Below are 13,156 nucleotides of genomic sequence, written 5' to 3' on the forward strand. Positions count from 1 at the left end.
CCGGCTGCGTAGTCGATGGCACCCTGGGCGATGCCGACCGCCTGGGCGCCGATGGTGGGGCGGCTGCGGTCCAGCGTCCCCATGGCGATGTAGAACCCCTGGCCCTCCTCGCCGATGCGGTGCGAGGCCGGTACCCGCACGTGCTCGAGGATCATCTCGCCCGTCGGGCTCCCGCGAACGCCCAGCTTCTTCTCCAGCTTGCCGACGCGGATGCCCCAGTCCTTCTCCACCAAGAAGCAGGAGATGCCGCGATGGCCGGCCGCCGGGTCCGTCTTGGCGAAGACGGTGTAGGTGTCGGAGATGCCGGCGTTGGTGATCCAGTACTTCACCCCGTTGAGCACGTAGGAGTCGCCGTCGCGCACGGCCCGGGCGGACATGGCCGCCACGTCGGACCCGGCGTCGGGCTCGGAGAGGCAGTACGACGCCTGGATCTCGCCGGACGCGATGCGGGGCAGGTAGGCCTGCTTCAGCTCCTCGCTCCCCCAGTTGATGACCGGGATCATCCCGAGCTTGGAGATGAGCATCATCAGGCTGGTCGAGGCACAGACCCGGGCCAGCTCCTCGATCATGATCGCCTGGGTGACGGAGTCGGCTCCCGCGCCGCCGTACTCGGCCGGCACCCCGAGCGACGGCAGGTCGAGCGCCACGCAGTCCGAGAAGTTCTCCCACGGGAACTCGGCCCGCTCGTCGACCTCGGCCGCCCGGGGCGCGATCTTCTCCTCGCAGAACCGCCGCAGGACGGACCGGAAATCGCGCTGCTCTTCGCTCAGGAGAAGTGGCTGCACGCCGCCAGTGTGCCGCAGGCTCAGTCTGACGCCGCCAGGTGATCGACCAGCAGCGCGTTGAACCGCTCGGGGACCTCCTCGGGGATCCAGTGGCCCACTCCAGCCAGGGCCTCGAAGCGGTAGGGGCCCTCGACGAAGCCCGCCGTCGCCTCGGCGGCGGCGCGGCCGAGGGCCGTGTCGCCGTCGCCCCACACGTAGAGCGTGGGCACGGCGACCGGCTTCAGCGCGCCGAGCACGGCCGGGGCGTCCGCGGGGGACAACGAGCGGTACCAGTTGAGGGCGGCCGTCAGCGCGCCGGGCTGGGTGAGAACCCCGACGTACTCGTCGAGAGCCTCGGGCGCCGGGTGTCCCGTCCCGGCGAACACCCGGCGCAGGCCCTCGCCGTTGCCCGCCAGCAGGAGCGCCTCGGCCGCCCCCTCGGCCCGCAGCACCGCGATGTAGCTCGACTTGGCGGCCTGGTCGGAGTCACCCCCGAACAGCGCCTCGGCGAACGCCGCCGGATGCGGCATGGACACGGCGGTGAGGGTGCGGACCCGGTCCGGGTGGCGGGCCGCCACCACCCAGGCGACAGCGCCGCCCCAGTCGTGGCCGACCACGTCGAACCGCGCCGCACCCAGCCCGTCGGCCACCGCCAGCACGTCGGCCACCAGGTGCTCGAGGTGGTAGTCCTCGACCCGCCCCGGGCGGGCGCCCGGCGAGTACCCCCTCTGGTCGTAGGCCACCGCCCGGTAGCCGGCGGCCGCCAGCGCCGCCATCTGGTGCCGCCACTCGAACGACGTCTGCGGGAACCCGTGGAGGAGCAGAACCAGCCGGCCGTCCTGCGGCCCCGCCGCATGGGCGCTGAAGACGAGGGGCCCGACGGCGACCTCGAAGACGTCGACGCTCACTGCCGCCGGCGTCGCCTCAAACGAACAGGCTCCGCCAGTTCGCCAGCCCCGATCGCACCTGGGCCGGCGTCATCCGGAGGGTGGCCTCGGCGACCCGGTCCACCGCGTCGCGCTGCACCCAGTAGTCGTGGGCGGCGCCCTTGAGCACACCGGTCCGGAACTCGACGAGGCCCGCCGGCGCGTCGCCCAGGTACCCCCACAGGGTGTAGGCGAGCTCGAGGTCGTAGATGACGGGGGCCCGCCCGAACATCGACGCCCGCCGCAACGCCACGGCCAGCGCGCCGGCCACCGCGTCCTCGGCGTGCTCCCCGGGCGCCAGCTCGAGTCGGTCGCGGAAGCGCTCGGCCAGCGCCAGGCCGTACCCCTGGTCCGGCCCCGGCGACCCGAAGCGGGTGCCGATGGGCGCCCCCGGGTCCTTCAGCTCGGCCGGCCGGGACTGAGTCCACCCGCCGTGGGCGGGAAGGCGCTCGGCCGGCCGGACCCGGTCGCCGGCACTGATCGGGACGTACTCGGGCTGCGCCACCTGTCCACCCTCCGCGTCGTGCCGCCGGGACGGAACCTTAAGCGCCACTAGGCGCCGCCGTCGACGTGCTCGAGCCAGTCCTTGTAGCGGTCCACCTCGCCCTTCACCGTGGCGAAGAACACCTCCTGGACCTTGCGGGTGACGGGTCCCGGGTCGCCGATCTCACGGTCGTCCACCGAGCGGATGGGCACCACCTCGGCGGCCGTCCCCGACAGGAACGCCTCGTCGGCCGTGTAGAGGTCGCTGCGCAGTATGTGGCCGATCTCGCACTCGATGCCGAGGTCGCGGGCGATGGTCATCACCGACGACTGGGTGATGCCCTCGAGGGCCCCGGCACTGGTGGGCGGGGTGATGATCCTGCCGCGCTTGACCACGAAGATGTTCTCGCCCGTGCACTCGCTGACGTAGCCCTGGGGCGACAGGAGGATCGCCTCGTCGTAGCCCGCCTTGAGCGCCTCGACCTTGGCCATCGAGGAGTTCAGGTACATGCCCGTCCCCTTGGCGGCGGGCGGCATGGCGTTGGGGTCGTGGCGCTGCCACGACGAGATCTTCATGCGGACGCCCCGCTCGATCCCCTCGTCGCCCAGGTAGGTGCCCCACGGCCACACGGCGATGGAGACGTTCACCGGGCACGGCAGCGGGTTGAGGCCCATCTCGCCGTAGCCCAGGTAGACGAGCGGGCGGATGTAACACGACTCCACCCCGTTGGCCCGCACCGTCTCCTTGGTGGCCTCGACCAGCTGCTCGACCGTGTACGGGACGTCCAGGAGGAAGATCTTGGCGCTGTTGAACAGCCGCTCGATGTGGTCGGTGAGGCGGAACACGGCGGGGCCGCGGGGCGTCGCATAGGCCCGGATGCCCTCGAACACGCCGCAGCCGTAGTGGAGGGTGTGGGTGAGGATGTGCACCTTCGCCTCGTCCCAGGCGACGAGCTGACCGTCCATCCAGATCTTGTCGACCTTCTGCAACGGCATGGCTCAGACCCTTTCTGCGACGGCGTCGCCCAGCTCGGACGTGGTGCCCGACAGCGAGGACGCTGCCGTGACGGCCTTGGTGATGCGGGCGGCGGCCTCGGCCTCGCCCAGGAAGTCCAGCATCATCGCCGCCGATCGTACGGCGGCGAGCGGATTGGCCCGGCCTGTGCCCGCGATGTCGGGGGCCGAGCCGTGTACCGGCTCGAACAGGGACGGCCCGGTGCGAGCCGGGTTCAGGTTGGCGGACGCGGCGAGGCCGATGCCGCCGGCCACCGAACCGCCGAGGTCGGTGATGATGTCGCCGAACAGGTTGTCGGTGACGATGACGTCGTAGCGGCCGGGCCGCTCCACCAGATGGATGCACGACGCGTCCACGTGGTCGTAGGCGGTGGATACGTCGGGGAACGCGTCCGCCACCTCGTCGAACGTCCGCTGCCAGAGGTCGCCGGCGAAGGTGAGGACGTTGGTCTTGTGCACCAGAGTGAGGTGGCGGCGGGGACGCGACTGGGCCAGCTCGTAGGCGAAGCGCACGCACCGCTCCACGCCCATGCGGGTGTTCACCGATCCCTGGGTGGCCACCTCGTGCGGCGTCCCCCTGCGCAGGATGCCGCCCTCCCCGGCGTAGAGGCCCTCGGTGTTCTCGCGGACGACCACGGCGTCGATGCGGGGGCCCTCCATGGGCCGCAGGTTCACATAGAGATCGAGCTCGAAGCGGAGACGCAGCAGCAGGCCGCGCTCGATGATCCCGGGCGGCACGCCCGGCGTGCCCACGGCACCGAGGAGGATGGCGTCCAGCCCCCGCAGCTCGCCGAGCACCGAGTCGGGGAGGACGTCGCCCGTGCGCAGGTAGCGGTCGCCGCCCAGGTCGTAGTGGACGGTGTCGAGGGCCACCCCGGCGGCGCGCACGACCTTGAGCGCCTCGGCGACCACCTCCGGCCCGATGCCGTCACCGGCGAGGACCCCGACCCTGTGGGGCATGCGATTCTGCTCCCGAGAAACGAAAAACCGCCCACTTCGGTGGACGGTCGACAGCGCACACCGGAGGGGTGTGCACTACGGAATGACGGCTACCAGAGCGGTGGACACGGCAAGGCCACTGTACCGCCAAGCCCGCTTCGGGGTCTAGCGGTTACGGGTCGGCGCGCGCCGGCGCGGCGGCACGCCCGTAGGATGGACGGCCTATGAGCGAGACGCACCTCTCCCGACAGGCGCACGACCGCCTGCGCGAAGAGCTCGAGGACCTCACGACGCGCGGACGGGTCGAGATCGCCCGGGCCATCGAGGCGGCCCGGATGCTCGGCGACCTGTCGGAGAACGGCGACTACCACGCCGCCAAGGACTCGCAGGGGAAGATGGAGTCGCGGATCCGCCACATCGAGCGGATCCTCGCCCGGGCCACCATCGTCGACTCGACCGAGACGGGCGGCGCCATCGCCGCCGGCTCCACCGTGTCCCTGCGGTACGAGGGCGACGACGAGATCGAGCGCTACCTGCTCGGCTCCATCGAGGAGCGCGTCGACGACGTCCAGATCATGACGCCGGGGTCGCCCCTCGGGCAGGCCCTGCTGGGCAAGCGGGCGGGTGAGACCGCGGAGTACGAGGCACCCGGGGGCGCCGTCCTCAAGGTCGAGATCGTCGACGTGGCGTAGGCCCCCGCCCGCTCAGCGGTCGGGAGCGGCAGCCAGGTAGCGGGCCTCGAGGTCGGCGGCCAGGCGGCGGATGGCGGAGACGGCGGGCGACTCCGGCGCCGAGTCCAGGGGGCACACCCCGTCGCGGTCGGCGGCGGTGACGGCCGGGTCCTCGGGCACCACGGCGACCAACTCACTGTCGAGCGACGCCGCGAACTCCTCGAGGCGCTGCTCCTCGCCGGGCCGGGCCCGGTTGCCGACGAAGGCGATGCGCTCGACGCCCAGCTGGGTGGCCAGGCGATGGGCACGCCGGGCGGTGAGCAGGACCTTCGACTGGGGCTCGGCCACGATCAGCAGGGTGTCGACGTATCGCAGCGTGCCGCCGGCCCACGACAGGTGCTCGAGGCCGGCCTCCATGTCGGCGATCACCACGGTGCCGGGGAGCTCCGCCTCCACTCGCTCGATGAAGCCACGGACCGTGACGTGGGAGGCGCCCGTTCAGCCGCCGCCGGGACGGGTGATCCGGGACGCCATCACGTAGGTGACGCCGTCGGGCCCGCGCATGCCGTGGCCGGAGAGCAGCTGCACGGGCGTGGCACCGGAATCGGCGCTGGCCGAGTTCCCCGGGCCCCGCCGCTCGATGAAGGGCCGCATGGCGTCGATGCGCTCCTGCGGGACGCCCGAGTTCATGGCCAGGTGGGGGTCGGAGTCGCAGTCCACGGCGACGACGGTGTGGCCGCGGCGGGCCAGCTCGCGGGCGAGCACCGACGAGATGGTGGTCTTGCCCACTCCTCCCTTGCCGGCGATCCCCAGGCGCACGCGGCCATTGTCGCCCAGGCCGCCCCGCCGTGCACCGATCCCCGTGGCTAGAGGTGGAACGCCTCGTGGGCGCCGCTCACGAACAGCCCCGGCTGCTCACCTCCGCCGACGACGTGCAGACGGCCCTCGAGCCCCATGACGGCGAGCCCGTGGCGGGGCCGGGCCAGCCGGGCGGCCTGGGCCCAGCGGTCGCCGTCCAGGCACTCGACCGAGGCGATCGTCCCGGCCGGCTCCTCGCCGCCGGCCACGCACACCCGCTCGCCCACGGCGGCGGCACCGGTCCCGCCCCGGGAGTCGGCCACCTCGGGCTCGTCGCGCCAGGCCTCGTCGGAGCGGGGGTCGAGCGACTGGACGGCCCGGAAGTTGCCCTGACCGGGGGCACGCCCGGCGATGGCGTAGACCCGGTCGCCGTCCGAGGCCACCGCCAGGTGCTCGCGCGGGAGGTCCAGGTCGGGGCCCGGGCGCCAGGCCCGGCGGCCGGCGTCGTAGACCTCGGTGCGTCCGAGCGCGGTGCCGCCCGACTCCCCGCCGGTGGCGACGATCACGTCGCCGACCGCCGCCGCGCCGAGCGCGCCCCGCGGACCGCCCGGAAGCGGACCCTCCTGCCTCCACGTGCGCTCCCCCGGCCCCAGGCTCCACGTGCCCGCCTGCGGCTGCCACGCCCCGCCCGCACCGTTGGTGTACCCGCCGACGGCGTGGAGCCGGTCCCCCAGCACGGCCAGGGCGGAGTGGTGGAGGGGGACGGGCAGGGGCGGCGCCTCCTCCCAGCGGTCCCCGTCGGGGTCGTAGGTGTGGACGAGGGGGCTGGCGGCACCGTCGAGGGTGAGCCCGCCGGCGACCACCAGCCGGCCGTCCCACGTGGCCCCGGCCACCTCGGTCCGGGGGACGGGGAGCTCGGCCAGTGGGGCGGGCACCGCGGACCCACCAGCGTCCGGCGACGTCGCCGGGCGGGACTCGTCGGTCTCGTCGGCCCGGCAGCCGGCGGCGGCGAGCGGGGCGAGCGCGGCGAGGAGCAGGGCCACGACCGAGCGGGACGGGTGTCGGGACATGCCCAATGCTCCCGTACTCTCGACGGGGATGACGCTCGCTCCGCCTCCGGTGCCGCTGCCGGAGGCGCGCCCGGTCACCCTGTCCGGAAGGGGCCGCCTCCACCTGCGCGAGCTGGAAGGGCCCCCGGGGGCGCCCACCGTGCTGCTGCTCCACGGCTGGACGGTCACCGCCGACCTGAACTGGTTCGCCACCTACGGGCCGCTGGCCGAGCACTTCCGAGTCCTGGCCATCGACCACCGGGGCCACGGGCGGGGCATCCGCTCGCGGCGGCCCTTCCGGCTGGAGGACTGCGCTGACGATGCCGCCGCGGTGGCGGCGGAGGTGGGTGTCGACCGGCTGATCCCTGTGGGCTATTCGATGGGCGGGCTGGTGGCGCAGCTGATGTGGCAGCGCCACCGCCACCTCGTCGCCGGCATGGTGCTGTGCGCCACCGCCCGCAGCTTCGACAGCCCCGACCTCCGGTCACGGCTGTGGTTCTCGAGCCTCCTCGGCCTGTCGGTGGCGTCACGGGTGACCCCGGTGTCGGTGCGCCGACAGCTGGCGGGCAACCTGATCCGCCGCCGGCTCCAGGGCGGCGAGCTGGCGGACTGGGGGACGGCCGAGATGGAGCAGAACGACCACACCGCCGTCCTGGAGGCCGGGTGGGCCATCGGGCGCTTCCGCTCGCACGACTGGATCGGCGACGTCGACGTCCCGGCGGCGGTGGTGGTCACGGCCCTCGACCAGGTCGTCAGCCCCCGCCGGCAACGCGACCTGGTCGCCGCCATCCCCGGTGCCGCGGTTCTCGAGGTGCAGGCCGACCACGGCGCCTGCGTCACCGACGCCCCCCGGTTCGTGCCCGCCCTCGTCGCGGCGTGCACGGGCGTCGCCACCAAGGCCGGCCTCACGGCCGGTTGAGAAGCGCAGGCGGGCGTCACCCCCAGCCCATGGCCGACTCGACCTGGCAGGCCGCAGCCGTGACCGCTCCGGCGTAGCGGCGACCGGGCGACCGGGTCGTCCGCTCGATCGGCCCGGACACGGACACGGCGGCGACCACGGCGCCGTCGTGGCGGACCGGCGCGCTGACCGACGCCACGCCGGGCTCCCGCTCCTCCACGCTCTGCGCCCAGCCGCGCCGCAACGCCGCCGGTTCGCCGCGCAGGACCGTACCGGCCGAGCCCTGGCCGAGCGGCAGGACGGCGCCGGCGGGCACGATCGTGCGCAGGCTGTGGGGCGACTCCAACGACACCACGCACAGCCGTGACCCGTTGCGGGGCACGTACAGCTGGGCGCTCTCGCCGGTGGCGTCGCGGAGGGCGGCCAGCGCGGGGCGGGCGGCGTCCTCCAGCGACCGGCGCACCAGGCGCGGTCCCAGCACGAACCGCCCGGAATCGTCTCGGGCGACGAGGTCGTGGCCGGCGAGAGCGGACGCCAGCCGGTGGGCGGTGGCCCGCGAGAGCCCGGTGGCCGCCACCAGGTCGGCCAGGGCGAGCGGCCCCTGCTCGAGGGCGTCGAGGATGGCAACGGCCTTGTCGAGGACGCCGACGCCGTTTACACTGCGTTCCACAAAGAGAGACTATCGTCTCACTCTATGAGACGGCAAGTCGGTCGGAGGAAGCCGGTGGACCAGACCCTGAGCGAGAAGGTGTGGGACCGGCACATCGTGCGTTCGGCCGCCGGTGAGCCGGACCTGCTCTACGTCGACCTCCACCTCGTGCACGAGGTCACGTCGCCCCAGGCCTTCGACGGACTGCGGCTGGCCGGGCGACGGGTCCGCCGGCCCGACCTCACCATCGCCACCATGGACCACAACGTCCCGACGACGTTCGCCGATGGTGACGACCTGTTCGTGGCCGACCCGGTCTCCCGCCGCCAGATGGAGGTCCTGGCCGCCAACTGCGAGGAGTTCGGCGTGCCCCTCTACCCCATGGGCCACCGCAACCAGGGCATCGTGCACGTCATCGGGCCCGAGCTGGGCCTCACCCAGCCGGGGATGACGATCGTGTGCGGGGACAGCCACACCTCCACCCACGGGGCGTTCGGGGCGCTGGCGTTCGGCATCGGCACCAGCGAGGTCGAGCACGTGCTGGCCACCCAGACCCTGCTCCAGCGCCGCCCCGGCACCATGGCCGTCACGGTGGAGGGCGAGCTGCCCGCCGGTGTCACGCCCAAGGACGTGATCCTGGCGGTCATCGGCCGCATCGGGACGGGTGGCGGCATGGGATCGGTCATCGAGTACCGGGGCTCGGCCATCCGGTCGCTGTCCATGGAAGGCCGCATGACGGTGTGCAACATGAGCATCGAGGGCGGCGCCCGGGCCGGCATGGTGGCGCCCGACGACACCACCTTCGCCTACCTGGAGGGCCGGCCGTTCGCGCCCACAGGGGCGGCATGGGAGCGGGCGCTGGACGACTGGCGGTCGCTCGCCACCGACCCCGGAGCCCGGTTCGACAAGGGCGTGGAGCTGGACGCCGCCGCCCTCGTCCCCCACGTGTCGTGGGGCACCAACCCGGCCCAGGTGGCGCCGCTGGACGGCGCCGTCCCCGACCCCGACGCCCTGCTGGACGCCGGCGAGCGCGACGCCGCCCGGCGCGCCCTCGCCTACCAGGGCCTGGTGCCGGGCACGCCGATGCGCCAGATCCCGGTGGACACCGTCTTCCTGGGGTCGTGCACCAACGCCCGCATCGAGGACCTGCGAGCGGCCGCCGCCGTGCTGGACGGGCGGCGGGTGAAGGCGGGCGTGCGGGCGCTGGCCGTCCCCGGCTCCGCCCTGGTCAAGGCGGCCGCCGAGGAGGAGGGCCTCCACCGGGTGTTCGAGGCGGCCGGGTTCGAGTGGCGGGGTGCCGGCTGCTCGATGTGCCTGGCCATGAACCCCGACAGGCTGGCACCCGGCGAGCGGTGCGCGTCGACGTCGAACCGCAACTTCGAAGGGCGGCAGGGCTCGGGAGGGCGGACGCACCTGGTCTCCCCGGCGGTGGCCGCCGCCACGGCCGTGGCCGGCCGGTTCGCCAGCCCCGGGGAGCTGGACTGACATGGAGCCCGTCCGTACCGTCACCGGCACCGCCGTCCCCCTGGACCGGTCCGACGTCGACACCGACCAGATCATCCCCGCCGTGTGGCTCAAGCGGGTGGAGCGCACCGGGTTCGGCGAGGGCCTGTTCTCGGAGTGGCGCAGGGACCCCGGGTTCGTGCTCAACCGACCCGAGCGGGCCGGCGCGGTGATCCTGGTGGCGGGCCCGAACTTCGGCACCGGGTCGTCGCGGGAGCACGCCGTGTGGGCGCTCCAGGACTACGGTTTCCGCGCCGTGATCTCGTCGCGCTTCGCGGACATCTTCCGGACCAACTGCACCAAGGCGGGCCTGGTGCCCGCCCAGCTCGACCCCGAGGCGGCTGCCGCCCTGCTCGCCGCCGTGGCGGCCGACCCGTCGCTCGAGGTGACGGTCGACACCGAGGCGCGCATGGTGCGTGCCCCCACGGCCGGCATCGAGGCTCCCTTCCCCCTCGACGACTTCACGCGGTGGCGCCTGCTGGAGGGGCTCGACGACATCGGACTCAGCCTGCGCCACGAGGCCGACGTCGCCGCCTACGAGTCCGTGCGGCCGGACTGGCTGCCGACCACGTCGCCGGCCTGACGCTCTCCGGAACCGCAGGCGCCGGCACGTTCGTCAGCCGAAGCGGGCGCGGAGGGCGAGGTAGCCGGCGAGACGCTCGGCCAGCGACGCCGCCTCGCCGACCCCGCGGAGGTTCGCCGGGTCGGAGTCGCACCCGGCCTCCGCGACGGACGCAAGCGCCCGGATGGCGTCGCCCGCCGGGGGGATGATCGCCCCGTGGCCCACGAGCAGCCTGGCCACCTCGTCCACCGAGGCGCCCGGCCGCACCGGGATGTCGGCGCGGGCGGCCACCTCCCACAGGGCGGCCTGGAGCCGGAGGGTGACGCCCGGCCACGTCTCGGGCAGGCGGCCGGCCGCCTTGGGCTGGCGCAGCACCGGAAGGTTCGACGCCTCACGCCACACGCCGGCGAGCGCGGCGGCGGCGGCGTCCCCGTCCAGCCGGAGCCGGGGGGCGGGGACGTCGAGATCCTGCAACCGGGTGGTCTCCGTGGTGTCCATGGACCAATCGTGCACTCGGGACCGCCGGTCGACCACTGGCAGGAACGACAACTTCCGCTAGAATACTGCCATGGCCGGTCGTGCCAAGAAGCGGCACACGGTGGCCGCCGTCATCGCCCACGGCGTGGCCCCCTTCGAGCTCGCCGTCGGCTGCGAGGTGTTCGGGATCGACCGTCCGGAGCTGGCGGACCCGTGGTACCGCTTCGTGGTGTGCGCGGCGGAGCCGCCGCCCATCCGCACCTCGGTGGGTTTCACCATCGACACGCCGTACGGCCTCGACGAGGTGTGCCGGGCCGACACGGTGATCCTCCCGGCGTGGACACCGAGCGACCGCGAGCTGCCGCCCGGGCTGGCCGAGGCGCTGCACACCGCCCACCGCCGGGGTGCCCGCATCCTGTCGGTGTGCTCGGGCGCCTTCGCGCTGGCGGCCACCGGCCTGCTGGACGGGCGGCGGGCCACCACCCACTGGATGTACGCCGAGAAGCTGGCCGAGCGCTACCCGTCGATCGACGTCGATCCCAAGGTGCTCTACGTCGACGAGGGCGACGTGATGACGTCGGCGGGCACGGCGGCCGGCATCGACCTGTGCCTCCACATCGTGCGCCAGGACCACGGCGCCGAGGTCGCCAACGCCGTCGCCCGCCGCATGGTGGTGCCGCCCCACCGCGACGGCGGGCAGGCGCAGTTCGTAGAGGCGCCCGTGCCGGCGGGCACCGGCGACGACCCGCTCGCCGCCACCCTGGGCTGGATGCAGGAGCACCTCGATCGCCAACTGAGCGTCGACGACCTGGCCCGGCGCGCCCACATGAGCCCGAGGACCTTCGCCCGCCGGTTCCGCGCCGCCACGGGGACGACGCCCCACCAGTGGCTGCTCGGCCAGCGGGTGCTCCTGGCCTCCCGCCTCCTCGAGACCACCGACGAGCCGGTGGAGCTGGTGGCGCAGCGGTGCGGCATGGGGACCGCGGCCAACCTGCGGGTGCACTTCTCGCGGGTGGTCGGCACGTCGCCGCTCGCCTACCGCCGCACGTTCCGGGGGATGGACGAGGCGGTCTGACCGGCGGAGCGGGCCTGCCCTCTACGGCGCGGCGGGCGGCTCCCACCCCAGCAACTCGGCGTATTCCCGCCACAGCGCGGACCACGAGACGGCCATCTCGTGGCGCGCCGCGTCCATCGCCTCGTCGGGCACGGGCTGCGGCTCCCATCGCCCCCGCATCCGGCGCGGCGCGGTGAAGGCCTCGAGGTCCTGGGACGCCTTGCGCAGGCCGTGGTGGGCCCGCCGGAGCCGCTCCGCCTCGTCCTCGGCCAGGTCCTCGGGCCGGCGGTCGGGGGGCACGGCCCCTGTCTACCGGCCACCGCCGCCCGCCGCCAGGACGGGCGGGATGCCCGGGTGGCGGCAGAGGCGCGACTAGGGTCTCCGTCGACAACCAGCACCTGTGCCCCTGGCGGGTCTCTGCCAGGTGCTCCCCTGCGGTCGGCGTGCGTCGATCGGCCGGGGTTTCGTGCCCTGTCCCAACCCTGGTCGCCGCTGACGCGCGTCCGGGCGAAGGGCGGGGCCTCACAAGGAAAGGATCGCTCTTGCCCGTTCGCCCCCCCTCTCGCTCCACAGCGCCCCATCGTCGCCCTGGCCGGCTCCGTCGACTGGCGGTGACCGGCCTCGGCGCGGCCTGCGCCCTCGCCCTCGCCCCCGCCTCCGCTCCGGCCGCCGGCGCCGTCGGACAGGTCCTCACCACCGGTGCCGCCCTCCACCACGGCGGCGCCGCCGGGAGGCCCGTCGTGGGCATCGCCCGGTCGTCGTCGGGCGGTGGCTACTGGCTGGCATCCAGTGACGGCGGCGTCTACGCCTACGGTGACGCCCCGTTCCGGGGTTCGGCCGCCGACAAGCCGCTGGCCCAGCCGGTCGTCGACATCGCCGGCTCCCCCACCGGCCAGGGCTACTGGCTCGCTGCCCGGGACGGCGGCGTCCTGTCGTTCGGCGACGCCCTCTTCTCCGGCTCCGTCGGGGGCGTCCGCCTCAACGCTCCGGTCGTCGGCATGGCGGCCACGCCGACCGGCAAGGGCTACTGGCTGGCGGGCAGTGACGGGGGCGTGTTCGCCTTCGGGGACGCCACCTACGCCGGCTCGGCCGGCGGCACGCCCCTGAACGCCCCCATCGCCGCCATCGCCGCCACCCCGTCGGGAAAGGGCTACTGGATGCTCGCCCGGGACGGCGGGGTGTTCGCCTTCGGCGACGCCACCTACGCCGGCTCGCCGGCGGGCCGCGTCGGCGGCGCGGCCGTCGACCTGGCGGCCGCGCCGGACGGCAAGGGCTACTGGGTGGCGTCGGCCGGCGGCGCGGTCAACGCCTTCGGCGGCGCCGCGGCCCACGCTGCCGTGCCCGCCCCCCCGGCGCCCGTCTCCGGCAT

Annotated in this window: 17 protein-coding genes; 6 read left to right on the plus strand and 11 right to left on the minus strand. The window is 74.2% G+C overall.

Translation table 11 applies throughout. The annotated features are described in order from the left end of the window. The 5 genes from VM242_09050 to VM242_09070 form a co-directional block, all read right to left on the minus strand. Positions 1-785: acyl-CoA dehydrogenase family protein (locus tag VM242_09050; protein HVM05307.1), on the minus strand; the 785-nt coding region annotated here is incomplete at its 3' end. A 20-nt stretch (positions 786-805) separates the two neighbouring features. Continuing rightward, positions 806-1,672, minus strand: coding sequence for an alpha/beta hydrolase (locus VM242_09055; protein ID HVM05308.1), 867 nt, complete (start codon positions 1,670-1,672; stop codon positions 806-808). A 16-nt stretch (positions 1,673-1,688) separates the two neighbouring features. Next, positions 1,689-2,195, minus strand: a complete 507-nt coding sequence (locus VM242_09060; protein ID HVM05309.1) for a hypothetical protein — start codon at positions 2,193-2,195, stop codon at positions 1,689-1,691. 47 nt (positions 2,196-2,242) lie between these two features. Beyond that, the gene (locus tag VM242_09065; GenBank protein HVM05310.1) at positions 2,243-3,169 is read right to left on the minus strand and encodes a branched-chain amino acid transaminase; all 927 of its coding nucleotides are present in this window, start codon (positions 3,167-3,169) and stop codon (positions 2,243-2,245) included. Positions 3,170-3,172: 3 nt separating this feature from the next. Next, positions 3,173-4,147, minus strand: coding sequence for a 3-isopropylmalate dehydrogenase (locus VM242_09070; GenBank protein ID HVM05311.1), 975 nt, complete (start codon positions 4,145-4,147; stop codon positions 3,173-3,175). 203 nt (positions 4,148-4,350) lie between these two features. Between VM242_09070 and greA the strand changes: the two genes are divergently transcribed. Beyond that, positions 4,351-4,818, plus strand: coding sequence for a transcription elongation factor GreA (greA, locus tag VM242_09075; protein HVM05312.1), 468 nt, complete (start codon positions 4,351-4,353; stop codon positions 4,816-4,818). Between the two features lie 12 nt (positions 4,819-4,830). Here the strand turns inward: greA and VM242_09080 are convergent, their stop codons facing one another. Genes VM242_09080 through VM242_09090 form a run of 3 tightly spaced genes read right to left on the minus strand, consistent with a single transcriptional unit; the run spans position 4,831 to position 6,665 of the window. After that, positions 4,831-5,253, minus strand: coding sequence for a hypothetical protein (locus tag VM242_09080; protein HVM05313.1), 423 nt, complete (start codon positions 5,251-5,253; stop codon positions 4,831-4,833). A 42-nt stretch (positions 5,254-5,295) separates the two neighbouring features. Then, positions 5,296-5,616: an AAA family ATPase gene (locus VM242_09085; GenBank protein HVM05314.1), complete on the minus strand. Its 321-nt coding sequence runs from the start codon at positions 5,614-5,616 to the stop codon at positions 5,296-5,298. A 47-nt stretch (positions 5,617-5,663) separates the two neighbouring features. Continuing rightward, positions 5,664-6,665, minus strand: a complete 1,002-nt coding sequence (locus tag VM242_09090; protein HVM05315.1) for a hypothetical protein — start codon at positions 6,663-6,665, stop codon at positions 5,664-5,666. Between the two features lie 28 nt (positions 6,666-6,693). Here VM242_09090 and VM242_09095 point away from each other — a divergent pair, with 28 nt between their 5' ends. Continuing rightward, positions 6,694-7,563 carry an alpha/beta fold hydrolase gene (locus VM242_09095; protein HVM05316.1) on the plus strand — a complete coding sequence of 290 codons (870 nt, stop codon included), beginning with the start codon at positions 6,694-6,696 and terminating at the stop codon, positions 7,561-7,563. A 16-nt stretch (positions 7,564-7,579) separates the two neighbouring features. Here the strand turns inward: VM242_09095 and VM242_09100 are convergent, their stop codons facing one another. Continuing rightward, a complete protein-coding gene (locus tag VM242_09100; GenBank protein ID HVM05317.1) occupies positions 7,580-8,212 on the minus strand; it encodes a helix-turn-helix domain-containing protein in 633 nt (210 codons plus the stop codon). 54 nt (positions 8,213-8,266) lie between these two features. Between VM242_09100 and leuC the strand changes: the two genes are divergently transcribed. Both leuC and leuD read left to right on the plus strand, forming a co-directional pair. Continuing rightward, complete coding sequence (gene leuC, locus VM242_09105) at positions 8,267-9,676, plus strand: 3-isopropylmalate dehydratase large subunit (protein HVM05318.1); 1,410 nt, start codon at positions 8,267-8,269, stop codon at positions 9,674-9,676. 1 nt (position 9,677) lies between these two features. Beyond that, a complete protein-coding gene (leuD, locus tag VM242_09110) occupies positions 9,678-10,277 on the plus strand; it encodes a 3-isopropylmalate dehydratase small subunit (protein ID HVM05319.1) in 600 nt (199 codons plus the stop codon). Positions 10,278-10,310: 33 nt separating this feature from the next. Here the strand turns inward: leuD and VM242_09115 are convergent, their stop codons facing one another. Beyond that, positions 10,311-10,754, minus strand: coding sequence for a hypothetical protein (locus VM242_09115; GenBank protein HVM05320.1), 444 nt, complete (start codon positions 10,752-10,754; stop codon positions 10,311-10,313). A gap of 70 nt (positions 10,755-10,824) precedes the next feature. On the opposite strand from VM242_09115, the gene ftrA reads away from it, so the two are divergent. Beyond that, the gene (gene ftrA / locus VM242_09120; protein ID HVM05321.1) at positions 10,825-11,808 is read left to right on the plus strand and encodes a transcriptional regulator FtrA; all 984 of its coding nucleotides are present in this window, start codon (positions 10,825-10,827) and stop codon (positions 11,806-11,808) included. A 21-nt stretch (positions 11,809-11,829) separates the two neighbouring features. Here the strand turns inward: ftrA and VM242_09125 are convergent, their stop codons facing one another. Then, positions 11,830-12,087 carry a hypothetical protein gene (locus VM242_09125; GenBank protein HVM05322.1) on the minus strand — a complete coding sequence of 86 codons (258 nt, stop codon included), beginning with the start codon at positions 12,085-12,087 and terminating at the stop codon, positions 11,830-11,832. 311 nt (positions 12,088-12,398) lie between these two features. On the opposite strand from VM242_09125, the gene VM242_09130 reads away from it, so the two are divergent. Further along, positions 12,399-13,156: hypothetical protein (locus VM242_09130; protein HVM05323.1), on the plus strand; the 758-nt coding region annotated here is incomplete at its 3' end.

It is taken from the genome of Acidimicrobiales bacterium (assembly GCA_035540975.1).
Classification (GTDB): domain Bacteria; phylum Actinomycetota; class Acidimicrobiia; order Acidimicrobiales.

Excerpts from the sequence above, each read along its gene's own strand:
- VM242_09115 (HVM05320.1), bottom strand. The coding sequence starts at position 10,754 with ATGGACACCACGGAGACCACCCGGTTGCAGGATCTCGACGTCCCCGCC.
- VM242_09090 (HVM05315.1), bottom strand. The coding sequence starts at position 6,665 with ATGTCCCGACACCCGTCCCGCTCGGTCGTGGCCCTGCTCCTCGCCGCG.
- ftrA (HVM05321.1), top strand. The coding sequence starts at position 10,825 with ATGGCCGGTCGTGCCAAGAAGCGGCACACGGTGGCCGCCGTCATCGCC.
- greA (HVM05312.1), top strand. The coding sequence starts at position 4,351 with ATGAGCGAGACGCACCTCTCCCGACAGGCGCACGACCGCCTGCGCGAA.
- leuD (HVM05319.1), top strand. The coding sequence starts at position 9,678 with ATGGAGCCCGTCCGTACCGTCACCGGCACCGCCGTCCCCCTGGACCGG.
- VM242_09070 (HVM05311.1), bottom strand. The coding sequence starts at position 4,147 with ATGCCCCACAGGGTCGGGGTCCTCGCCGGTGACGGCATCGGGCCGGAG.
- VM242_09095 (HVM05316.1), top strand. The coding sequence starts at position 6,694 with ATGACGCTCGCTCCGCCTCCGGTGCCGCTGCCGGAGGCGCGCCCGGTC.
- VM242_09065 (HVM05310.1), bottom strand. The coding sequence starts at position 3,169 with ATGCCGTTGCAGAAGGTCGACAAGATCTGGATGGACGGTCAGCTCGTC.